Source organism: Bacillus sp. F19, assembly GCA_023823795.1.
Taxonomy (GTDB): domain Bacteria; phylum Bacillota; class Bacilli; order Bacillales; family Bacillaceae; genus Bacillus_P.
Genome location: CP085710.1, coordinates 1400096 through 1421992 on the forward strand (window position 1 = coordinate 1400096; position 21897 = coordinate 1421992).

The 21897-nt window shown below is 38.0% G+C and carries 23 protein-coding genes and 2 pseudogenes; 17 read left to right on the plus strand and 8 right to left on the minus strand.

Annotated features, from left to right (window positions below; genetic code table 11):
• Window positions 1–62 precede the first annotated feature (62 nt).
• The 14 genes and pseudogenes from LIT25_07085 (at window position 63) to LIT25_07150 (ending at window position 10839) form a co-directional block, all read left to right on the plus strand.
• On the plus strand, window positions 63–1637 hold the full coding sequence (locus tag LIT25_07085) for an AMP-binding protein (GenBank protein USK35088.1): 1575 nt from the start codon (window positions 63–65) through the stop codon (window positions 1635–1637).
• Between the two features lie 85 nt (window positions 1638–1722).
• The gene (locus LIT25_07090; GenBank protein USK35089.1) at window positions 1723–3030 is read left to right on the plus strand and encodes an MHS family MFS transporter; all 1308 of its coding nucleotides are present in this window, start codon (window positions 1723–1725) and stop codon (window positions 3028–3030) included.
• 173 nt (window positions 3031–3203) lie between these two features.
• Window positions 3204–3899 (plus strand): sigma-70 family RNA polymerase sigma factor, encoded by a 696-nt coding sequence (locus tag LIT25_07095; protein USK35090.1) that lies wholly within the window; start codon window positions 3204–3206, stop codon window positions 3897–3899.
• A 30-nt stretch (window positions 3900–3929) separates the two neighbouring features.
• The gene (gene clpP, locus LIT25_07100) at window positions 3930–4511 is read left to right on the plus strand and encodes an ATP-dependent Clp endopeptidase proteolytic subunit ClpP (protein USK35091.1); all 582 of its coding nucleotides are present in this window, start codon (window positions 3930–3932) and stop codon (window positions 4509–4511) included.
• Window positions 4512–4696: 185 nt separating this feature from the next.
• Complete coding sequence (locus tag LIT25_07105; protein ID USK35092.1) at window positions 4697–4891, plus strand: hypothetical protein; 195 nt, start codon at window positions 4697–4699, stop codon at window positions 4889–4891.
• 2 nt (window positions 4892–4893) lie between these two features.
• A complete protein-coding gene (locus tag LIT25_07110) occupies window positions 4894–5070 on the plus strand; it encodes a hypothetical protein (GenBank protein USK35093.1) in 177 nt (58 codons plus the stop codon).
• 395 nt (window positions 5071–5465) lie between these two features.
• Window positions 5466–5873 (plus strand): GNAT family N-acetyltransferase, encoded by a 408-nt coding sequence (locus LIT25_07115; protein USK35094.1) that lies wholly within the window; start codon window positions 5466–5468, stop codon window positions 5871–5873.
• Between the two features lie 684 nt (window positions 5874–6557).
• On the plus strand, window positions 6558–7103 hold the full coding sequence (locus LIT25_07120; protein ID USK35095.1) for a GNAT family N-acetyltransferase: 546 nt from the start codon (window positions 6558–6560) through the stop codon (window positions 7101–7103).
• An 86-nt stretch (window positions 7104–7189) separates the two neighbouring features.
• Window positions 7190–7375: pseudogene (locus LIT25_07125) on the plus strand (transposase).
• 89 nt (window positions 7376–7464) lie between these two features.
• The gene (locus LIT25_07130; protein ID USK35096.1) at window positions 7465–7674 is read left to right on the plus strand and encodes a hypothetical protein; all 210 of its coding nucleotides are present in this window, start codon (window positions 7465–7467) and stop codon (window positions 7672–7674) included.
• 130 nt (window positions 7675–7804) lie between these two features.
• The gene (locus tag LIT25_07135) at window positions 7805–8089 is read left to right on the plus strand and encodes an AbrB/MazE/SpoVT family DNA-binding domain-containing protein (GenBank protein ID USK35097.1); all 285 of its coding nucleotides are present in this window, start codon (window positions 7805–7807) and stop codon (window positions 8087–8089) included.
• A gap of 512 nt (window positions 8090–8601) precedes the next feature.
• On the plus strand, window positions 8602–8931 hold the full coding sequence (locus LIT25_07140; protein ID USK35098.1) for a helix-turn-helix domain-containing protein: 330 nt from the start codon (window positions 8602–8604) through the stop codon (window positions 8929–8931).
• Window positions 8853–9794 (plus strand): IS3 family transposase, encoded by a 942-nt coding sequence (locus LIT25_07145; protein ID USK36188.1) that lies wholly within the window; start codon window positions 8853–8855, stop codon window positions 9792–9794. The genes LIT25_07140 and LIT25_07145 overlap by 79 nt, the downstream gene beginning before the upstream one ends.
• Window positions 9795–10329: 535 nt before the next feature.
• On the plus strand, window positions 10330–10839 hold the full coding sequence (locus LIT25_07150) for a 7-cyano-7-deazaguanine synthase (GenBank protein USK35099.1): 510 nt from the start codon (window positions 10330–10332) through the stop codon (window positions 10837–10839).
• Between the two features lie 136 nt (window positions 10840–10975).
• Here LIT25_07150 and LIT25_07155 read toward each other — a convergent pair whose 3' ends face one another.
• The 7 genes and pseudogenes from LIT25_07155 to LIT25_07185 form a co-directional block, all read right to left on the minus strand.
• Window positions 10976–11344 carry a hypothetical protein gene (locus tag LIT25_07155; protein USK35100.1) on the minus strand — a complete coding sequence of 123 codons (369 nt, stop codon included), beginning with the start codon at window positions 11342–11344 and terminating at the stop codon, window positions 10976–10978.
• Between the two features lie 264 nt (window positions 11345–11608).
• A pseudogene (locus LIT25_07160) lies at window positions 11609–11753 on the minus strand (MFS transporter).
• A gap of 158 nt (window positions 11754–11911) precedes the next feature.
• The gene (locus LIT25_07165; GenBank protein USK35101.1) at window positions 11912–13294 is read right to left on the minus strand and encodes a cytochrome P450; all 1383 of its coding nucleotides are present in this window, start codon (window positions 13292–13294) and stop codon (window positions 11912–11914) included.
• Window positions 13295–13298: 4 nt separating this feature from the next.
• Window positions 13299–14363 (minus strand): saccharopine dehydrogenase NADP-binding domain-containing protein, encoded by a 1065-nt coding sequence (locus LIT25_07170; protein ID USK35102.1) that lies wholly within the window; start codon window positions 14361–14363, stop codon window positions 13299–13301.
• Between the two features lie 79 nt (window positions 14364–14442).
• Complete coding sequence (locus LIT25_07175; protein ID USK35103.1) at window positions 14443–14889, minus strand: MarR family transcriptional regulator; 447 nt, start codon at window positions 14887–14889, stop codon at window positions 14443–14445.
• Window positions 14890–16044: 1155 nt separating this feature from the next.
• Window positions 16045–16401: a hypothetical protein gene (locus LIT25_07180; protein ID USK35104.1), complete on the minus strand. Its 357-nt coding sequence runs from the start codon at window positions 16399–16401 to the stop codon at window positions 16045–16047.
• A 118-nt stretch (window positions 16402–16519) separates the two neighbouring features.
• Window positions 16520–16825 (minus strand): hypothetical protein, encoded by a 306-nt coding sequence (locus LIT25_07185; protein ID USK35105.1) that lies wholly within the window; start codon window positions 16823–16825, stop codon window positions 16520–16522.
• Window positions 16826–17338: 513 nt separating this feature from the next.
• On the opposite strand from LIT25_07185, the gene LIT25_07190 reads away from it, so the two are divergent.
• From LIT25_07190 to LIT25_07200, 3 genes are all read left to right on the plus strand, one after another.
• Entirely contained in the window at window positions 17339–17563 is a 225-nt protein-coding gene (locus LIT25_07190) for a helix-turn-helix transcriptional regulator (GenBank protein ID USK35106.1), read from the plus strand.
• A gap of 396 nt (window positions 17564–17959) precedes the next feature.
• Window positions 17960–19255, plus strand: a complete 1296-nt coding sequence (locus tag LIT25_07195; GenBank protein USK35107.1) for an alkaline phosphatase family protein — start codon at window positions 17960–17962, stop codon at window positions 19253–19255.
• A gap of 867 nt (window positions 19256–20122) precedes the next feature.
• Window positions 20123–21160, plus strand: a complete 1038-nt coding sequence (locus LIT25_07200) for a metallophosphoesterase (GenBank protein ID USK35108.1) — start codon at window positions 20123–20125, stop codon at window positions 21158–21160.
• A 322-nt stretch (window positions 21161–21482) separates the two neighbouring features.
• On the opposite strand, the gene LIT25_07205 is transcribed toward LIT25_07200, so the two are convergent.
• Window positions 21483–21878 (minus strand): hypothetical protein, encoded by a 396-nt coding sequence (locus LIT25_07205; GenBank protein ID USK36189.1) that lies wholly within the window; start codon window positions 21876–21878, stop codon window positions 21483–21485.
• Between the last annotated feature and the right edge of the window lie 19 nt (window positions 21879–21897).

The following is a 21897-nucleotide window of genomic DNA, read 5'->3' on the forward strand; positions in this document are numbered from 1 at the left end:
TTTCTGACTGTGGTTCGTTAAATCGGATAAAATGAAAGCGTTTTAACCAGGAGGGGGTTTGTATGGATATTGTCGGGGATAAAAACTTGCGGGATTTATTTAATGAGAAAGTTGCCGCACATCGTGATAAAACGTTTCTTATTTTTGAAGATAAAGAGGTACGAAAGTATGGCTTTACTTATGGGGAATTTGCTGAGCGTGTATACCGATTGAGTCAAGTATTCGTCGATTTTGGTGTAGAAAAAGGCAATCATGTAGCATTGCACCTTCCTAATAGTTTGGATTTCATGACTTCATGGTTTGCTTTGGCCAGCATCGGAGCCATCATGGTTCCAACAAATCCTTTATCCACTTCAAACGAAATGGAATATATCTTAGAACATTCAGAATCAGTCCTAATTATTACTGAGAAGGAACACTTGGATAAAATAAATTGTATTCATAAAAACTTGCCGAAACTTAAAGAAATATTGTTGGCACGTTATGAAGGGGCGGATTTTGAAGGTCAAAATTTGAATAGGTTAATAGAGAATGCTAAACCTAATTATGAAACTGTCAAATTAGATTCAGAAGATACAGCAGCAATGTTATACACATCTGGAACGACTTCTAAACCTAAAGGGGTTCAGGTTACTCACGCAAATTACATCTTTACAGGTGAAGTGATGTCGAAGTCAATTCGGTTATCTCCGAATGATAGACAATTCATTGTTCTGCCTTTATTTCACGGAAATGCACAATACTATTCGGCAATGTCAGCCTTGGTGGTGGGAGCCAGTATTGCCATTACCGAGCGATTTAGCGCCTCTGGTTATTTCAAACAAGCAAGAAGGCTCAATGTGACAGTTGGTTCGCTGTTTGCTGCACCAATTAGGATGATTCTTGCACAAAATTACGATCCCAATGACATAAATCATTCATTAAGAATTATCTGGTTTGCTCAAATGGTCTCGGAGGAACAATTAAAGAAATTTGAAGAAAAATATAAGGTTTCATTATTACAGATGTATGGAATGACAGAAACAGTAGGAGTTCCATTAATGAATCCAATCGATGGAATACGCAAAAACATGAGTATGGGTAAACCGACGATCGGGTATGAGGTGAAAGTTGTAGATGATGATGGGAACGATGTACATATAAAGGAGACAGGTCAAATCATTGTTAAAGGAATTACAGGTCGCACGCTGATGAAAGGGTATTTTAAGAATCCTGAGGCAACTGCAGAAACAATGCGGGATGGCTGGCTATACACGGGGGATAATGCAAGGGTTGAAGATGACGGTTATTTTTATTTTGTTGATAGAAAAAAAGATATGATTAAACGGGCCGGAGAAAATGTTGCGGCCAATGAGGTTGAGAGTATTTTAGCTGAACATCAAAGTGTATACGAGGCTGCAGTAATTGGCATCCCCGATGACATTCGTGATGAAGCAATAAAAGCATATGTTATTTTAAAGGAAAATTACGAAGGATCTGAGCAAGAGTTATTATCTTACTGCCGTGAACGTTTAGCAAAATTCAAAGTTCCAGATTCAATAGAGTTTATCAAAGAATTTCCCAGAACAGCAGTTGGAAAAGTGCAAAAGCATATTTTAAGGCAAAGACATAAAGAAAGCGGGAAGGCGCACTTATAGATGTTTTCTTTTAAAACCTTATTTAAATTATCCGAATGTAAACGTTTTTGATTTGGGCAGGTAAACGTCATAAGGGGGAATTAGTATGAAAAAAAGCCGTGTTCTTTTTGCCAGCCTTGCTGGCTCGGTTATAGAGTGGTATGACTTCTATTTATATGGTACGGCAACTGGATTAGTTTTTTCAACTCTCTTTTTTCCAAATCAGGATCCCGCGATATCACTCCTTATCGCTTTTGCTACCTTTGGAGCTGGATATGCTGCACGCCCGATAGGAAGTATCATTTTTGGGCACATGGGTGATAAGATTGGGCGAAAGGCTACACTTATGCTAACACTTATCGGTATGGGAGGGAGTTCCTTTCTAATTGGTTTACTGCCAACCTATGCCCAGATCGGCTTACTCGCCCCTATCATGCTTGTGATCCTGAGGATTTTTCAAGGGATTGCCCTTGGCGGTGAATGGGGTGGAGCAGTCCTTTTGGCAACAGAGTATGCTCCTAAAGGGGTTCGCGGATTATACGGTTCCATTCCCCAATTAGGTGTTCCATTAGGATTGGTTGCGGGGTCCTTCAGTCTTACATTTATAAGTTCAATGACAACCGATGCTCAATTTTTAGCATGGGGATGGCGTATACCCTTCCTATTCAGCGCTGTGCTCATTGTTCTGGCACTGTGGATCAGGAGCGGTATAGATGAGACCCCGGCTTTTCAGCAGCAAAAAGAGCGTGGAGAACTGTCAAAGGTGCCAATTATAGAGACCTTCCGCAACAACTGGAAAAGCGTTTTTCATGTGATTGGACTTAAATTGGGTGACGGATTTTTTAATGTATTTCTCATGTCCTATGTCCTTGTCTTTGCAACGTCCTATTTGGGTTACTCACGCGATATAGCCCTAACCGCCCTGACAATAGGCTGTGCTACAATGATTATCACCATTCCTGCTGTTGGGTACCTATCTGACTTTATAGGTCGTAAAGTTATCTATATTGGCGGATTAATTCTAATGTTCCTCTTTGCGGTTCCATACTTTACGATGATCGGGGAAGGTGCCATCTGGCTCTACTATTTCCAGGCAGCAATGCTTGGCATCATCTGGGCGGCGATTTTTTCAACTCAAGGAACTTTTTTCTCTGAGTTATTCCCTGCAAAAGTTCGATACACCGGTTTGTCAGTTGGGTATCAGATTGCCGCCGCTATTGTAGGATTTGGACCAATGATTTGGACCTCAATGGCAGAATCATATGGGCCATCACCGTGGGTTTTTGGCGGATTCATGATGTCGGGGATAGCGATCTCCCTTGTCTTATGTATCTTTGCACCAGATACCAGGAAAATTTCCCGGTACGAAGATCGTGTGGATACGTTCAAATCAGACAAGACTCTTAATGTTTAATTTTATTCAGGAAACCCTAAAAAAAGGCCCGCTCTAAAACAGAGCCGGTTTTTTTCATCTAAATGGTCAAAACCAATTGAAATTGTATAGAATAAAAATAAATAACCGAACCCGTATCTTTTCATCCCTATTCATTCGTTTAAAAAGCAGAGAGGTTTAAAAGGAGTGAGATCATGCACGGTAACAGGCTGTCAGACATAAAAAAACAGGATTGGCAAGCGATTGAAATACTTGAGCACTACCCAAAATTACAGCAATATTGTCAGTTTCTGACCCAAAATAAACATGACGGGGAAGATGTAGCCCAGGATGTGATGCTAAAAGCGATTCTTAAATACGAGCAAGAAAAAATCAGTTCTGCCCTTTTGAATAAAATGGCGTATCATCATTGGGTCGATTTGATTCGAAAAAGGAAAAAAGAATCTCTTGGCGAGCTTCCTGAGCTGAGTGCAAGGGATCATGCATCACGAATGAATGAACTTTCAGAAATGATTGATCATTTAGTAGCGAAGTGTACCCCAAAGCAAGCAGTCCTTTTTCTCCTGAAAGAAGGATTTCAATATCAGGCCAAAGAGCTTGGAGAAATGCTTGAAACGTCCGAGACTTCGATTAAATCCGCTTTGTTCCGTGCAAAGAAACGATTAGCGAAGGATAAGGAAGAGGCTGATTCCTACTGGGACGAGGAAGAACGCGAGCTGCTTTCTGACTTGATGTATACCTCCCTGCAATTTCAGGACCCATCTCCCTTGCTTCAGGCATTGCCGAAAATTCTTACATTTGATGGTACTGACAGCCCTGCGCTCATGCTTACAAGTGTGCGCCATTTACCGAGCTTCTCTTCTTCGGCCTCTCTGTGCATGGCTGCATAGCCTGCTAAATCGAAACGAGGAGGAACTCCAATGAGTACGATTCCATATGTCATAGAACAGTCAGGGCGCGGAGAGCGTTCCTATGATATTTACTCCCGCCTATTGAAGGACCGCATTATCATGATCGGTGATGAAATTAATGATCATGTAGCAAACGTAGTTGTCGCCCAGCTCCTGTTTTTGGCGGCAGAAGATAACGAAAAAGACATATCCATTTATATAAACAGCCCTGGAGGATCAATTACGGCGGGGTTCGCAATTTTTGACACAATGCAATATATCAAGCCCGATGTCAGGACCATCTGCACCGGCATGGCCGCTTCATTTGGCGCGATGCTGCTACTAGCCGGAACAAAAGGAAAACGATTTGCGCTCCCAAACAGCGAAATTATGATCCATCAGCCGCTTGGCGGAGCACGCGGCCAGGCAACTGAAATTGAAATCTCCGCCCGCCGCATCCTGAAGCTTCGCGAACACATCAATGAAATCATCGCTGAACGTACAGGTCAATCCATTGAAAAAGTAGCAAAAGATTCTGACCGTGATTTTTACATGAGTGCTGCTGAAGCGAAAGAATACGGGATTATTGATGAGATTATTGTTTCGAGATGAGAAGAGAGATACATGATTGCCTGTGGGGCTCTCATGTATCTTTTTTTCCGTGTATAGATTGAACTTTACTATTGGCAATTGTAAATTAAAGATAAATCCATTTTATAGAGGTAATAACATGACGGTAAAAATAGTAAAAACAAACGGCAAGAATAGAGATTTCAGAATGCTGGTCAACCTATTAGATGCCGACCTCAACGAAAGGTATGGTGACCTGCAGCAGGAATACGACCACCAGCACAATAAACTCGGGTCATATCCATGATGTTATCGTCATTTACAAAAACGATGCTCCTGTGGCCTGCGGCGCCTTCAAAGAATACGATCGTGAAACGATTGAATTAAACGTATTTTCGCAGGAAAAGAGAGTAGAAGACTAGGGTTGTCAAAATTAATCATACGGGAGCTGGAAAAAGGGTATCCATACGCCGTGCTTGAAACGGGAACCAAGCAGCATGAGGCCATTCATTTATATAAAAATGCTGGATATTCTAAAATTCCAAATTACGCGCCTTATATAGGAAAAGAAAACAGTATTTGTATGAAAAAAACGTTATGAGGTTTTCAGCACAAAGTGGAGAAAGAGATTCTCCCTCTCTTCGCTTCTTTTAGCCAATCCATGAGAGAACTATTCGAAAAATATAATGATCAGGAGATTAAATTTCTTTTTGACTTTGTAGTCCGCAGCCGAGCTATACTTCACGAAGAGTCAAAGAAAGTAAGATAACGAGGAAATCATTCAATCGGTAACCTGACAGTTGAAGTTGGAGTAGGCATGCCATGATATGCATTTGGAAAGACATATGGGTAATCTAAAATAGCCAAAAACGATTTTCCACAATCGGGCCATATAGTAGAATAAGATTATTTTAAGTAAAGGGCAGAATTGTGGAAGAAGATATGTAGAATAGAGATTTTAATGGGTGAACTCAAAAATAAAAGGAAGTGCTATATATGGAAAACACTATACGTTATACAAGTGATCCCCCTGAAAATTTTAAGCAATTACTGTTCTTATACGAATCTTTAGGATGGAATTCACTTGAATTAACAGTTAATGATTTAAAACAAATGTGCAATCAAAGTTGGTATGCAATATATGCTTTTGACAAACAACAATTAGTGGGTATGGGACGAGTGATATCGGACGGTGTGGTTACTGGAATTATCTGCGGAGTCGGTGTGCTGCCAAAATATCAATCCAAGGGTATCGGCAAAGAAATGTTGAACCGAATCATTCAACATTGTGAGCAAAATCAAGTTATTCCTCAACTTATGTGTGTAGAAAATTTGGAGTCCTATTATGAATCTTTAGGATTTAAGAAATTTTCAATTGGAATGACAAGAAATATAAAACGATAAATGCTTAACGCCAATCTTGAGCTTCACTTAGTTAATATATAAAAGTTGTTGCTCAAAAACTCAATTTGACATTTTTAAACTATCATAGGCTTTAATTTTAGTAATCATTAACTGATATCGATCTTCAGCAATCGGGCGCGATTGAGGAATAAAAAGCAGTTGCTTTTTTACTAGGAAGATTCGAATTGTTCTATAAAAGATTGGATGTAAATATTAAGAAACCCAGCTAATCTTCTCATGTGGAGATAGATGGTTTTTTTAAAGTTGAATGTGCAAAATAACGCTTAAAACCAACGCAAATTATCATTCAAAGTGACGTCGTAAAAAATCGGGGTGCCTGAAAGATTCCCTTTATTTAAGATTTTAGGGAAGTACTCCTTATTCACCTTTTTCGGGGGATGTGCAAAAACACCCTAAATCGATTGTCGAAATTTGCTTAGCATATGTTTTCCGGATTTATCTTAACCAGTCATAATGGATGACTGGTTAAGATAACCGCATAATGTTGGTGAGACCCCATGCCCATCAACCTAAAAAATCAAAATCCCCCAATAACGAAAATTCTATCCATTGTTGACTACTGATAATGTTGCGTTATGTCAACCTGACGTGAATAGAGTATACAGCATACTTTTGCCTAATTAGACATATAAAATGGTAATAAAAAGATATTGGAGGGGTGTTATGAAACTAGTAGGGCAACAAATTTATCTTCGACTTTACAAAACTTCTGACGCCAGCGAGTTAGCTAACTTACATATTAGAAATCGCGAATTTTTTCAACGAGTTTGCCCATTAATCCCAGAAGCCTTTTATACAGAAGAACATCAAAAAATACGCATTGAACAGGCATTAAAAAAGACAGATGAAGGGCAAGTATATGCTTTTGGAATCTTTTTAAAAGCAACTGATAAACTTATCGGAGACATTTCATTAACTCAAATTGCTAGGGGAAACGTCCAAAGCTGTTATACGGGATTTACTTTAGATAAGGAGTATAATGCAAAGGGCTATACAACAGAAGCTCTTCAACTTGTTGTAGACTTTGCTTTTAGAGAATTAAAACTACATAGAATTGAAGCAGGAGCTATGCCTGACAATATAGCATCTATTCGTGTATTAGAAAAAGTAGGGTTTAAAAAAGAAGGTATAGCTAAAGAAAATGTAAAGATTAATGGCAAATGGACAGATCATCAAATATTAGCTATCATCAACAGCTTGGATATGTAAGCTCATTTCACTTCCAATAACGAAGATTATGTAAATATATAAAGGTAACAGAAATAATTATTAAACGGCTATATGAGGCACCGCTTAAACGGTTAAGTGGAATAAACGTATATATTACAAATCTTTCTGCAGAAAACGTTCCAACGGAACATATCCATGACCTCTATTCATTACGTTGGCAAATTGAAATTTTATTTAAAACATGGAAATCTTTCTTTCAAATTGACAAGTGCAAAGAAATCAAGAAAGAACGCTTAGAATACTACGTTTTTAAAAATGAACCTGATAAAAAAGGTCGAAGCATTATTAACCGAAAAAGCTAAAGAAGTGATCTTGTTTGAAGGCGATTCCGAGGTGAATTTTGAAGGAAGCAATGTTAACCTCCAATATTGAGAACTTGAAGCTTTATAAGGGTGATTCCACTGACAACCGAATACAGATTCTTGCTTCCTTCAGCAATGTTATTATGGCGAATGAGATTGCTAGCAAATCCCTCTCCTATGCAACACTTGATCTGCTTAAAGACGGCGGTACATGGAAAATTGACGATATAAACATTGCTCAATACTAATTAAGAATGATTGGTTATTTAGGGTGTTGGAGAAACGCTCTGTGTTACAATTAGAAATACATTTAATGAATAATGGTACTTAAATTGCAAGAAATAAAGAACAAAATTGTGAAAATGAAGGGTGAGTAATATGAAAAGAACAGGCATAGTCAGAAGAGCTGATGAACTTGGTAGAATTGTGATTCCGATGGAGCTTCGTAGAGTACTAGACATTGATGTAAAAGATGCTATGGAAATATTCGTTGATGAGGACTTAATCATTTTCAAGAAATATAATGCCAATATGGCTTGTGCAATTACTGGAAGGGTATTGCCTGAAAATAAAACATTTGGCAACAGTAAGATTGTTTTAAGTCCTGAAGGAGCTAAGTTATTGTTTCAGGAGTTACAAGATTATGTTGAAGTGAAAATCTAGTTGTTCGGATTTTACCAAAATAACAGCTGGCTGCAGGAACAAATTCGTCCAGGAATTTGTTTGAAAAGACGAACGTTTTTTCTTGTCCAGCTTTCCGGAATTGTTTTAAAGGCGAACAATCAAAAACCATGGACTCTGTCCAAACCTGCTTGGGAACTCTTCCCCAGACCCCCTTTAATCCAACTCCCTAACCCCTCAATCCTTGAGGGGCGCCCTCGCCGGTAGGCAGGAACAAACGGTTGTTTGTTCAATGCCAAGAGGGTTTGGGGTGTAGTGAACCTGTCAACTCCTTAAATTCCTTCTACTCCGTTTCAGTCAGACATTTACCGTTGACAGGGGCGTTTATTTGGCTCTCTAATGTATTTTAAGTGGTCCATGAATACGATATACAAAACTAGTTAACATAATTGATTGTTATCGGCACTGAAAAAGGATCTTCGGCTTGATATTATCCCCTTATAGTAGACAGTAAAAAGAAAGGATTGTACTGTCTTCTATGGGGGGATTTTTTCATGGGGAAAATTAGAACAACCTATACAAAAGAAATTAAGCTAAAAGCGATTAATTTATACCAAAAGAAAGATATGGGTATTAGATCAATTTCCAAAGAGTTAGGGATTGGATATACAACTATACAAAGATGGATAGCTCACTATAAAAGAGAAGGAATTCAGGGGTTAGAGGAAAAGAGAGGAACATCTTGTAGCCCACTTAAAGGTAGACCTAAAAAAGACTATGAAAGCGATACAGAAAAAATAAGTCGATTAGAAGCAGAGAATGCCTATTTAAAAAAGCTCTTAGATGCGAAAAGGAGGAGGATGCAGGAAAAGAAAAATCAATAGAATACAAAATCATTCATGAGCTTAAAAATCAATTTACTATCAGTATTTTATGTATAATTGCAGGCGTATCAAAGAGTGGCTATTACAAATGGCTAAAACGTCAGAGTAACCCTACTAAAAGGGATTTAGATGATCAATCGATTGTATCTAGAATTATTGAATGCCAACAAGACCCTGATATTAATTGGAGCTACGGTTATCCAAGAGTTCGAACTTGGCTAAAAAAAGAGTATGGACTGAAAGTCAACCATAAGAAAATTTATCGTTTAATGAAAACGAATGGTATTCAAGCAAAGATACGAAAAAAAAAGTGGAAGCACTTTGGGCGTAAAGAAAAATATGTCCTTTCCGATAATTACTTAAATAGAGAATTTTCAGCTAAACGCCCGAATGAAAAATGGGTAACAGATATAACCTACTTACTTTTTAATGGGAAAAAAATCTATTTATCTTCGATATTAGACCTTTATAACAATGAGATTGTCTCATATAAAATAAGTGAAAGAAATGACCTAAGGCTAGTAGCTGATACTGTAAAAGAGGCCATAAAAAAAAGAGACGTAAAAGGACTCCTATTACATAGCGATCAAGGATTCCAGTACACCTCAATAAGATATAACCAACTATTAAAAAGATACAATATTAAGCAAAGTATGTCTAGAAAAGGAAATTGTTTAGATAACGCATGTATGGAGAGTTTTTTTAGTCACTTTAAAACTGAATGTTTTTACCGATACCAATTTGAGACCTCGAAAGAGGTTAAGACAGCAGTAAAAAATTATATTAAGTTTTATAACAATAAACGTTTTCAAAAAAAATTAAATAACCTTAGCCCTACTGAATATAGGGCTAAGGCTGCCTAATAAGTGCACCTTTTAATTAAATGTCTACTTGACGGGGGTAAGACCAAGCCGAAGATCCTTTTTCAGTGCCGATAACCTTCATTATGTTAACTAGATTTGTATACAGCATTCATGTTTTCCTTAGAAACCTTGTTCAATTAAAGGGCCATTTTCTGGAATAAGGGGTACTACTTATAATTCTTTAATAGAGTAGGGATCAATAAAATCAGAAAACGGTAATGTGCATTTAATTGCTACTTCTTCTGTTTTTTCAGACATAGTACATCCTCCTTAGAATCCGAATCTATACTATATAGCAGAAGTTATTATCACCCAACAGTTTTGATATCATTTATAAATTAGAAAATTAGGTTGTTTCATTAAATTATGAATTCTTGAAACAGGTTGGCATTGGCACATTAACATAGAAATACATCTTGAAAAAGGAATTTAAAAAACATACTTGTTAGGAGAATCGAAGAGGTTAAATAAGGATAAAATAATTTTGTAGTTCAGAATTTCCTTAAAACTATCTTTATAATCCGAGGTGATAATAATGAATAAAAAAATCGTATTACTTTCAGGTGGATTAGATTCTACCGTTTTAATACATAAACTAAAAAATGATGGGAATGATATTCGGGCACTTTATATTAATTTTGGTTATTTATCTAGTTTAGGCGAATTACATTCAGTAAAATACACAACTAATACTCTTGGCATTCCCCTTGAAATTGTTAATCTTGAAGGTTTGGCTGATATGATTGCTGGTTTTTATCCACCTGATATAATTAGAAGTATAGAGTTGGATACAAAAGAACCAGAAGAACCGGGTGGTGATGATGATCCATCTTATGTGTCTGGATTTTATGTTTTAACATCAATCGCTAGTTTTTACGCTCAATTAACTGGTTATAGTTATCTTGATATAGGTGTTTTAAAAGAACAAAGTGAAAACAGAAGAAACATTATTGACTTTATTCAGCAATGGAGTAAATCAGTTAGCTCATACAGGGGGACAGTCAGGAAAATGCGGATTTACAACGTTAAGCAGATTTCAACATAAAAAAATCGCTTCCTTTACGTTTAGGAACCGATTTTTTAAATTTGGCTTATTAAGCCAAAGCACTAATTAGTGAAAGTAAAACTCTCTATTTCTTGTGACATTAAATCTATTAAGGTTATAACTCTCATTAAATGCTTTAACCTTCATTTTTTTGTTTCAAAAGTACAGCAATCACAATAACAGCGACTGCTCCAGATAAATATTTTACGGCATAAATTATCTTGTCTATAATTTCTTTTCGATTATTTGACTTAATATAATCTTTTAATGCTTCAGCTTTTATTTCGTCATCTTTGAGATCCTTGACAACCTTTATAATTTCCAGTGCTTTTTCCTTTTCATTCTTTGAAATTTCCTTATCTAAGTCAGTAAAATGTTTTAAAAAATTGAGGTGTTCATAGGTTACTTTTGCTGTTTCACTAACTTTACTTCCTATCTCAGAGGCTTTTTCGCCCACCTTATTACCAAATTGAACTATTTTACTCTTTTCTTGTTTTTCCTCCATTTACTTCACCTCTATATTTTTTCATCGTATTTATGAATAATTCTATCAAAATATTCCAAAAAAATCCTTGATAATATATTTAGTAAGGGCTTCTTCAACAAATCTTCCCAGTTAATTTAAGTGTACCACTTCACAATCTCAATAGAGTAAAGGCTATTGAGACACAGATTCATTCCACAAAAAAATAGTTTTCATAGCGTCCCATAAGACTTGTATCAAAAGTGTTAGCGTTGTAAATCCGCATTTTCCTGACTGTACCCCTACGATGGCTAGTAAATAGCCAATCGTAATCCATTGTACCATTCCTAAGTTGGTGTGAAAAAATTTTGGAGAGATGTGGAAGTGAAACATTCACAACTCCAGCTGTAAAATGGGAAATAAACGCACCCATACATATAGACACCATCATGAAGAATGGCTTGTTTTTAGTGAAAATCGATGTGATATTCATGGGATAGGCCCATCCTTTATAAATTAGTAATTAAACTAAATGAGCATTCCTCTACTACATACACAATCGGAATGCTCGATCATGAAACTAAGAAACCGGGTAGTATGGTTAAACTATTAGTTGTTTCTCTTTTCGACACGTACCCGAATCCCATTTTTTGGTCGTAGCGTGATCGAAGGTTCTGGAACCACATCATGTTGATGATCGAGTTCCATATGAATCATTTGCATAATCGAAGCGAGCAATAAAGTGGCCTCCATGATCGCGAAATTATTTCCAATACAGACACGTGGCCCTGCGCCAAACGGAAAATAGACATAGGAAGGTAAGCTTTTTTCAAATTCACGGAACCAACGTTCGGGAACAAAAGAATCGGGTTTTGAAAAATAATCCGGGTGCCGATGCATCACCCACTGACTAACGGCAACTTCACATCCTGCTGGTAAACAATATTCATCGATCCATATATCCTCAAGTGGTTCACGAGAAATAAACCAAACGGGCGGATAGAGACGCATCGATTCATTGATGATTGCTTGCGTATAGGGGAGATGTGGAATATCGGATAAAGAAGGAAGTCTTCCTTGTAGCACATTTTTTAACTCTGTAACTAACTTTTCTTCCGCATCTGCATGTTGAGCAAGTAGATAGATAGTCCACGATAAAACATTAGCCGTTGTTTCATGACCAGCAAGAAATAACGTCATCACTTCATCCCTTAATTGTGTAGAAGTCATCCCTTTTCCATCATCATCTTGTGCTGCAATCAGCATAGAAAGAAGATCACCCCGATCCCGATTCTCTTTTTTTCGGTGCTCAATGATCTCATAGATTACCTGATCCAATTGGCGAATACCTTCCTTTAGTCGTTTATTTCCAGGAGTAGGTAGAGAAAAAGGGAGCATTTCAAGCAACATACGAGTAATGCTTGTATACTGATTAACATATTCGTGAAAAACTTGATCAAGCGCTTTACCAACTTGATTTGACCCCTGATGCTCGGCTTCTTGCAGATCTATATCAAAAAGTGTTTTAGCAACAATTTCCATGGTACATTGCATCATCTCTTTATGAAGATCAAGCATTTGGCCATTTTCCCAGTTACGAAGCATTCGGCTAGCATAGTGAGTCATAGTGTCCGCATATTTCTCAATACGATGTTTATGAAACGCTGGCTGCGATAATCTCCGTTGTCTGAGCCAGAAATCTCCTTCGCTCGTGACCAGACCATTGCCTAGCACCATACTAAGAATCCGATCCCGGTGATACCCTTTTGCAAATAACTTCTGTGAATTTTTAAGGACATACTGAATATCCTGTGGACGACTTAACAGATACGTATCGCGGTCTTTTTCCAACCGTACACGAACAACCGGACCATACTTTTCTACACAAGTTTTAAAAAATTCATGCGGCTTTGAACCTACTTCCAGCAGATTACCGATAAAAGGGATCTCTTTAGGTCCAGGGACTGTTTTTCCCATTTTTCTCATCTCCATTTGTCTATACCTCCAGTATTTTTTCATCCAATGTGACCATGTCTCTTAAATCAGAAAATAAATCAGTAGGTTGGAACAGCTCTTCCATATGAAATACACCAGGTGGATGTTGCCCTGCATAGATATTTTTCGCCACATAGACCGCAACTTTTCCTGTTGCAACAAACTCTTTTTCTCCGTGAATCGAACCTTGATAGCGTACATTCTGACCGTTCAACTGCCCTGTAACATCTACCTTTGCTACATATACTTGTGATCCCCATTGCGATTTTTCAAAGAGATCCACTACCTTTTCTCGGATCAAGGGTTGCTCTAGCCACCGTACAATCCCTGTACGCTTTAAACTCACTATTAAACTTGTCATCATCGCTGAATCAAAACATAGACGAGTGGAAACAGAGGGAATACCCAACGTCTGAGGTAAAACGTGTTGGTCAGAAAAGTTGAACCGATAAGCTGTTTTTTTTCCTAATCTCGCTGGAAAATTCATCTTCTTTCCATCAGAGAAACTGGTCACTTGTTTTCTGCTTCCTTGGTGGATGACAGAATAATCAGCACTCAGATTATCCACTGTCCATTCAATCGCTGCACGTCCATGTGCCTCCCCTAAACCTAACAAAATATAAATATCTGCAGAATCGAGCTGATCCAATTGATTCTTTCCTTGTTTCACTAGCATGTTGGTTATTCCAGGTGCCAACCCGACACTTAGGACAACTGTCGATTCCGTAGGACGAATCTCTTGAATTTTTGACATCACAGAATAATCAGCCGTAATATCAATATAATCAACCTGATGCTTTACACACGCTTGAACAAAGTTGGTATTTTGTAAGTCCAAGCACATGACAACCATGGAAACATCACGGAAAAAATCGCCAGCTATCGGTTCATTCACGTCAAGTTGTAGAGGTAAAACTTTCCTCCCTGTATGATTCGAGAACTGTTCTGCCTTCTGGAAGTTACGTCCAGCAGCGTACACCTTATATGGATAAATCTTTCCTAATTCATCGCAGATCACTTTGCCAACCTGACCATACCCACCGACCACAATGATTTTTTCTCTCAATCAAATCCCACCTAACTTCTATTAGTGCCTATCTTTACATCGCTAATTTATTTAGAAACTAAACTAAAAAGGTAAAAAATTACTTTCGTAAATGGGTACACAGCTTCTCTATGCACTTCTCAAAAATCTCGATCTCCTGCTCATTTAATTGCGAACGTAACTCTCGATAGAAATGTAAGTGCACCTCTTCATGGGCTCGAAAGGCACTTTTGCCTTTTTTGGTCAAAGATACAATCACACTTCTTGAATCGGTTGGATTTGGAGTTCGTTCCACTAAGTTCTTGTCTTCCAAACGGATAATAATTTGCGTAACGGCTCCCTTGGTTACCTGAAGGCGATTGGCGAGTTCACTCATTAGCACACCTCTTTCCACGCCAATCGCATCAATAGTATGAATCTCAGTCGGTGTCAAAGGACCCGCCTCTCCAAACGTATGTGGATGTTTTTCTAAACGTTGGAGCAGCATAATTAATTGGCCTAGATGTTGGCTACCTGACTTTGTACGATCTACTTTTTTCTGTTTCATAATTCGGACACTCCAATCAAAAAAACAATGTTTATGACAAAATAATTGTAACCACCTTCAAAAATGCCAATCCAGGCAATTGAAACAACACCTGTAACGACCAAAAAGATGGAAATCAATTTTTGTAAATAAAGTATTAAGCCATTTGCGGCAAACAACAAGTACCACAAGCTATAAATAATCAAGACGATACTCACTTGGACAACATGAAGTCTCCAAGGTGATTGACAAATAGTGGGCGCACAGTAATGATGAATAGCTGATAGAATCATTTACATAACGGAATACAGAATCATTCTGGTCAAATTTCTAGATGGTATCTTCATTTCCCCATCTCCATTTTGTTTAATAACTAAACTAAATAACCAAAAAAATTTAGCCCTGTCATTCGTCTAAGCGCATTTTTAGTTTAGATAATAAACTTTCTGGAGTCAAGTTAAAAATAGTTACCAACGATTTTAAATGGACTTGTCGTATTTTATTAAAGATTATGATGAATTATGGTATTTTGGGTGATTAACTCATGGAATTCTAGTCATAATCAAATGAATGGAAAATGAAGGAGTTATGACTACCTGGTCAAAAAGGATAAGCCACTCTACCATTAATCAACATCAATCATCCATAAATCGATTCTATCGTTAGTTTATGAACTTTACCTCGGCAGCTTCTTTTATCAATAAAGAAGAAATTAGGTTAAGTTTGTGAATTATCGAACTTAAACTAACGGGTGCTTTAGTTGCACAAGAGTAAATAAAAAAGTCGATTCCTTGAGAAGATGGAAATGGGCTTTTTTTAATGAACCGAAACTTCCTTAACGTAGGTCAAAACCTAAACCTTGGGCTTTGCCCAAACCCACTGGGAAACTTTTCCCCAGACCCCCTTTATCGAACTCCCCAACCCCTCAATCCTTGAGGGGCTCCCTCGCCGGGAGGCAGGAACAAACGTGGTTTGTTCAATGCCAAGAGGGTTTGGGTGTAGTAAACCTGTCAACTCCTTAAATTCCTTCCACTCCGTTTCAGTCAGACATTTACCGTTGACAGGGACGTTTATTTGGCTCTCTAATGTTTTTTAAGTGGTCCATGAATACTATATACAAAACTAAAGATTACGAGTAAAAGTAATCAAAAATAAAAAGCCCTTTCAGGCTTTTATTTATTTTATAGGTTGGCTTCTAGGGTGAGGTTTAGTTAAATCCCAAAACGTAACCTTTACCCCGTAATCGGTCAACTCTTGGACAGAATATAGTTTTCTTCCTTTGTTCTCCATAGTCTTTAGTCTATTGAGGACTCTATCTTGCAGGGCAACTCCTACATGCTTATGTTTGTATTCTGGTAAAAGCGAATCTGGAAGAACTGAAAAAGCAGCATCAAAGTAAGAATTGTATAGTCTGATCTCTACTAGCTTACCGTTTGTATCTGTAGTGCCATGAATTGTATAGAAATTTCCATACTCATCTGTTACCAAATCAAAATGAAGCGTATCCTCTGTTGTTAAAAACTCTTTTGTCATTTTAAATACCCCCTATTATCTATCAAGCAATATCAATTATATAGCAAAAAAGGAAGTAAATAACACATCAAAGATTTCTAACCTCTTAAAATCTTTTTGTAAACTGGGGTCCCACCAATCAAAGTATTATAGCCAAAGCTCCTAAAAGACTAAATACGATAAGCGCATCGATCTCTCCATCAGTAAACCATCGATCTTTAATTAAATAAGAGTTATAACTACCCTGAATTTTTATAACTTTTCTTGGTCTATCCAATCTTGATGGTAATTCCTCCTTTATTTCTGATGATTCGTTCGGAAGAAACCTGCCTTTCTCGTCTCGTAATCTGTGGCTCACATCTATTTCCTTGCTCTTGGCATTCGGATGGTCCTGTAACTGATTTAGCAGTTCTTTCAATTTCATTTGTTGTTCGAATGTTAACATTGACGTCCTTACCTCCCTTTTGTTTCGGTGGGTTCCTATCCAACCAGAATCCATGTTGGTCAGCATTCCATTTAGGAGGAGGAAGAGAGACGTCTGCCTTTTTATATTGTTTCAGTAGTAATTCAAAGTTTGGAGAAAAGGCAGCTGCAAATAGTGCTGCCCTCATAATTTGATTACGATCTAATGTAGTTGCATGGAATAGATCGTTTACGTAATCCTTAAATTCATCTGCATAACGAACAGTAGGACGATACACCATTATTTGGATATTCCCTTTACCATTTCTTCCAGAAGCTTTTTCCCTTCCTCTGTGAGATAGACGTCCTTACCTTCAAGCAGTGAAATAGCCAATTCTTTTGTCATTGTAATTCCTCCTTATGTAACGCCATCTGACGTCCTTGATATAAGGTATTAAGGGCTACTTGTCCCATATGCACTATTTTTTCAAATTCAAATGTATAAAATTGTGCTTCGTGACCAAACTGTTTAAAAAACGCTATGGAGGTCTTTAGAATGTGGGGAATTGGAAAACCACGAAGTAAATTAGGTAAGTGGCTTGATAAACGAGGTCTAGAACAAAAAGACTTAGCCAAAGCTTCAAAAGTGAGTCGCAATACAATTTCTAAGGCTTGCAATGAAAAGGATTATATACCGAGCCAAAGTGTTATGAAGAAAATCTTGTCAGCTGTAAGGAAAATAGATTCCAACGCTAAAATGAATGATTTTTGGGATATGTAATTGATGGTTTTGTTTTTCCCCTTCTTTTTAGGGTGTGAGGCTGTCGCTCTTTGCGTATCTGAATAACGAAAAAAACCCTATTCTGAACGGTGGGCAGTGACTTCCTTTTCACTTTCAAAGGTAAAAGCGAAGCTGTCGAGAAACTCTTAATACCCTTACAAAAACAATTCAAGGGAGATCAAACGGGATAGCTGTGATTTACTAAGCTCGATGAACCTCTTTTACATGTATCTGTGCATAGAACGCTTAAACCCTTTCTATTAATAGTGTATGTTAATATCATTTTTACTTCGTTTTTACTAAATATTTACATGTTTTTAATACAGCTAATATACTATAATCCTAAAATATAAATTGTGTTAAAAGAAAAATAATTCAAAAAAAGGAGTGGAAACATTGAGGTTCATTCGAAAAGGTATTTTTCTTTCTCTGTTTTTATTTTTATTCTTCACCACTGTTGCATCTTCATGGGCAAAATCTGTTGATCATTCTCCCCACAAGAATTCAGAACATGTGATCTTGATCGATTGGGACGGTTTTGATCCCGAATTCCTCAAAAGAGCAAATACACCTAATATTGATTTCCTAGTCAAACATGGTGTCCTTACAACAGCACAAAGCACCTATAAATCAATATCTAATTCTGCACGTGCATCTTTAGTGACTGGAGCCTATCCAGAAGTTCATGGCAACACATCTACTTATTATGATATAGAAAAAAATCAAGCGATGGGGCAGAGTCGTTATCTTGCAGCAGAGACGATTGCAGAGAGTATGGCTTCTGAAGGAAAAACGGTCGCCTCTGTCCAGTGGTACATGTTACATAATTATGGAACATCTTACGGGGACCCTGAACATCTTTATGTTCAGCCAGGAGGATCTTTTGATAAACGTGTTGATGCTACCATTGATATTTTGAATCAGCGCCCTGTCAATTCTGGCGGACAAATGGTAACCGTTCCTAAAATTCCCGACTTTTTAGCGATTTACGGAAGCGAACTTGACAGTCTTGCCCATGAAGAAGGTCCGGATAGCCCCAATATTGGCCCCCTTATGGCTGAACTCGATCGTCAAGTGGGACGTATAATTCAGGCGACAAAAGATGTAGGAATTTATAATAAGACCACGTTTATCCTGACCGGTGATCACGGTTTGACTACCTGGAATCCTTCTTTAGCTCAGTTTCTTTTGAACGAGCTCACCGAAGCGGGTTTTACCCCGGAAATTGTACCTGCTGGCCGAACAGCTGCAGCGGAGACAGATGTGATTATAGTACAGGGTGTACGGATCGCAGATATCACATTAAGGGGAAATGCGGCAACGTCCGAAGGTTATCAACGGGTAAGACAGGCACTTGAACGGGTACCACACGTTGCCCGGATACTTGACAATGAGGACTTAAAAGCACTGCATACCAGTGAAAAAGTCGGTGATTTTGTTCTAGAAGCAGAAGCACCTTGGAGCTTCTCACTACTTAATGACGGAAAAGATCGAGGTTCTCATGGAAGCTTGGACGAAATGGATGTGCCTCTTGTTCTTTCAGGATACAAAATTCGTTATGGCGTCTTACCAAGTGATCCCAAACTCATTGATATCGCACCCACCATTTCTAAATTGCTTGGCACTCGTCCACCGAAAGACGCACAAGGCAGGGTGCTGAGCGAGTCATTAACTATTCCCGATTCAAAATAATAGGGATGAGAATGGTGAAAAAGCATTAGCAAGATTAGCTACTTTTACGAAAGATTTAATAGAAGTAACTCGATAAAAAAAGCATCTGCTTAAGCAGATGCTCAGGCTGTCGAGAAACCCTAGGCAGCCTTTATATTTCTCACTTTACTTCATTTATTCACCGCGTTTATATGGCATAATTTATATATCATAAAAAGGTTGGTGAGCTCTATGTTTAATACGCGTGGCTACACACAAAACGAAGCAGAGTTTGTGCTTCTTGACGAACTCGTCTCTGCTAATCATCTAGTGCCTGCGATACGACAGATTGTGGATGCTGCTCCAATGTTTTGCCGATGAGCTGCAGTTGACGGGTAGTTCTGGCGAACTTGTTCTAAAAATGTGCGTGCAATGCCGGCGTCCGAAAAAGACTGTGGATTTAAAATAAAGTCACGATGTTTAAAATAAAGTCGCGACGTTCATAAAAATGTTGCGATGCTCTACCCCTTTAGATGGTTATCTAAAGGGGTGTTTTTATAGTGAAAAGGAAAAGAACATCTGAATTGAAAGGTCGATTAAGGGACTGTTGAGTGACAATAAGTTTTTCCGTTAAAGGGCCATTTAATTGAGTAAGAGTTGTATAAAAACCACTTTCTCGTGGGTTTCTAATTACAAGTCAAGGCTTCCGGGATGATCGGAAGCCTTACTGATTGGTTCTCTGTCTATTAACTACTACTCTCCTATTCTACAATTATTCAGGTGGTACTCGATGTTTTTAACACACAATTAATAATTATATGATTATAGATTTACAAATTCCTATTAAAGTTGTTCATAGGAATAATAGAAAAGTTTTATCAAAAATAATAATGGTAGGAAGTGGACAAAGTGACAAAATTTAATGAAGAACAAAAAAACAAAGAAGATTTGGACAAAGGAATGGATCGCCGTACCTTTATCCAAAGAACAACAAAGGTTGCCGGGGTTACTATTGGCCTATCACTGATTAACCCTCTTGCAAGTATTCAAACTGTGGCGGCATTCACAGACAATAATTCCAACACCCTTTCGGGTAAGAAGCCTAGTTTCCAGTTTGGGCTCATAGCGGACGCACAATATGCCGATATTGAACCAAATGGTACCCGCTTTTATCGTGCTTCACTTGAAAAAGTTGCAGAAGCTGTCAAAACCTTTAACGAAAAGGGTGTAGTTTTCACTGTTCACCTAGGTGACTTCATCGACCGAGACGCATCCAGTTTTTCTAATATCCTTCCTATTTTCAACCAGGTAAACGGTCCGAAGTACCACTTACTAGGTAATCATGACTATGCTATGGACGCCAAAACGGTTGCCAACACGCTAGGCATGCCAAACTTCTACTACGATTTCAGCTACGCTGGCTGGCGCTTTGTAGTGCTTGATACGAACGATCTAAGTACCTATGCGAATCCCGTAGGTTCTGAAAAATACCAAAAAGCTATAACAACCTACGATGTTTTAAAGTGGAGCGGTGCAAATAACGCCCAGACATGGAACGGTGGTGTAGATTCTGAGCAAATGGTTTGGCTGAAAAATGTACTTACTAATTCTGCCAAAGCAGGAGAAAAGGTAGTTGTACTAGGGCACATGCCACTTTCTCCAATGAATGCGCACAACGCTTGGAATGACGAAGCTCTGATAAAAGTGTTCGAGTCCTCAGGTAATGTGGTTGCTTATTTTAACGGTCACAATCATGCCGGAAACTATGTGGAGAAGAATGGTATCCACTACGTGAACTTCAAGGGTATGGTAGAAACTGCCGATACAAATGCATATTCAATCGTTCGTGTTTACCCTGACAGAATAGAGATTAAAGGGTTTGGTCGGGAGCAGAACCGTGTATTAAAAGCTAAAACAAATAAAAATAGCAACCTCCAAAACACTTAAGATAGGCTGTTTAATCCCATTATTATCAAGGTTATATTCAATTACCTTTTTTCTAATATTGACTGAATATTGTTAAAAAAATAATATTAAATATTTAAATAATTTAAGGTGTGTTACTGGTTATGCAGGCAAGACCTATCTTGAGTAGTATGTTTCATGCTGCTCAAGTTAGGTCTTTTTATTTCAGCGTGCCCAGAAGCCGTTAATTGCTAGTCCAACCCAAGTAAGTGCCAAGACGCTTGGTAGCTGACAGGCAACTGGTGGAGAAATCCTAAGGTTGAAGCCCTGTGACAAAGTAACTCTTACAAAGAGTGCGAGCAAACTAACAGGTTGGGTGTTTTTGCACATCCCCTCGAAAAGGGGGAATAAGGAGAAGGCCTTGGTAACTGTCTACATCATGATATTTAACCTTGCTTGTTGATAGCTGGTTGAAAAGTCTCTTTGCACAGGCTATTTTTGCCTGTTCAATTGGGCGTAGATTCATGCTTTCCATTGTACCCTTTGTCTCAGCTATAAAATAAATATGTTTTACAGTACCTTCATTAAAAGCAATTGCCCAGTCAGGCGAGTAGTTACCAACAGGAGTTGGAATAGAAAAGCCTTTTGGTAGTTTTGCATACACGCAAACCTCATTAGCAATATCCATATCTTCTGCAAATCGACGCTCTACACTCTTTTCAGCAGAGCCGTCGGTAAATACATAATCGTAAGAATTGATAGAATGGTTTTAATTTTCA

Bases quoted from the DNA above. Each gene is read 5' to 3' on its own strand.
- LIT25_07085 (USK35088.1), top strand. From the start codon at position 63: ATGGATATTGTCGGGGATAAAAACTTGCGGGATTTATTTAATGAGAAA.
- LIT25_07090 (USK35089.1), top strand. From the start codon at position 1,723: ATGAAAAAAAGCCGTGTTCTTTTTGCCAGCCTTGCTGGCTCGGTTATA.
- LIT25_07095 (USK35090.1), top strand. From the start codon at position 3,204: ATGCACGGTAACAGGCTGTCAGACATAAAAAAACAGGATTGGCAAGCG.
- clpP (USK35091.1), top strand. From the start codon at position 3,930: ATGAGTACGATTCCATATGTCATAGAACAGTCAGGGCGCGGAGAGCGT.
- LIT25_07105 (USK35092.1), top strand. From the start codon at position 4,697: ATGCCGACCTCAACGAAAGGTATGGTGACCTGCAGCAGGAATACGACC.
- LIT25_07115 (USK35094.1), top strand. From the start codon at position 5,466: ATGGAAAACACTATACGTTATACAAGTGATCCCCCTGAAAATTTTAAG.
- LIT25_07120 (USK35095.1), top strand. From the start codon at position 6,558: ATGAAACTAGTAGGGCAACAAATTTATCTTCGACTTTACAAAACTTCT.
- LIT25_07135 (USK35097.1), top strand. From the start codon at position 7,805: ATGAAAAGAACAGGCATAGTCAGAAGAGCTGATGAACTTGGTAGAATT.
- LIT25_07140 (USK35098.1), top strand. From the start codon at position 8,602: ATGGGGAAAATTAGAACAACCTATACAAAAGAAATTAAGCTAAAAGCG.
- LIT25_07150 (USK35099.1), top strand. From the start codon at position 10,330: ATGAATAAAAAAATCGTATTACTTTCAGGTGGATTAGATTCTACCGTT.
- LIT25_07155 (USK35100.1), bottom strand. From the start codon at position 11,344: ATGGAGGAAAAACAAGAAAAGAGTAAAATAGTTCAATTTGGTAATAAG.
- LIT25_07165 (USK35101.1), bottom strand. From the start codon at position 13,294: ATGGAGATGAGAAAAATGGGAAAAACAGTCCCTGGACCTAAAGAGATC.
- LIT25_07175 (USK35103.1), bottom strand. From the start codon at position 14,889: ATGAAACAGAAAAAAGTAGATCGTACAAAGTCAGGTAGCCAACATCTA.
- LIT25_07180 (USK35104.1), bottom strand. From the start codon at position 16,401: ATGACAAAAGAGTTTTTAACAACAGAGGATACGCTTCATTTTGATTTG.
- LIT25_07185 (USK35105.1), bottom strand. From the start codon at position 16,825: ATGTTAACATTCGAACAACAAATGAAATTGAAAGAACTGCTAAATCAG.
- LIT25_07190 (USK35106.1), top strand. From the start codon at position 17,339: ATGTGGGGAATTGGAAAACCACGAAGTAAATTAGGTAAGTGGCTTGAT.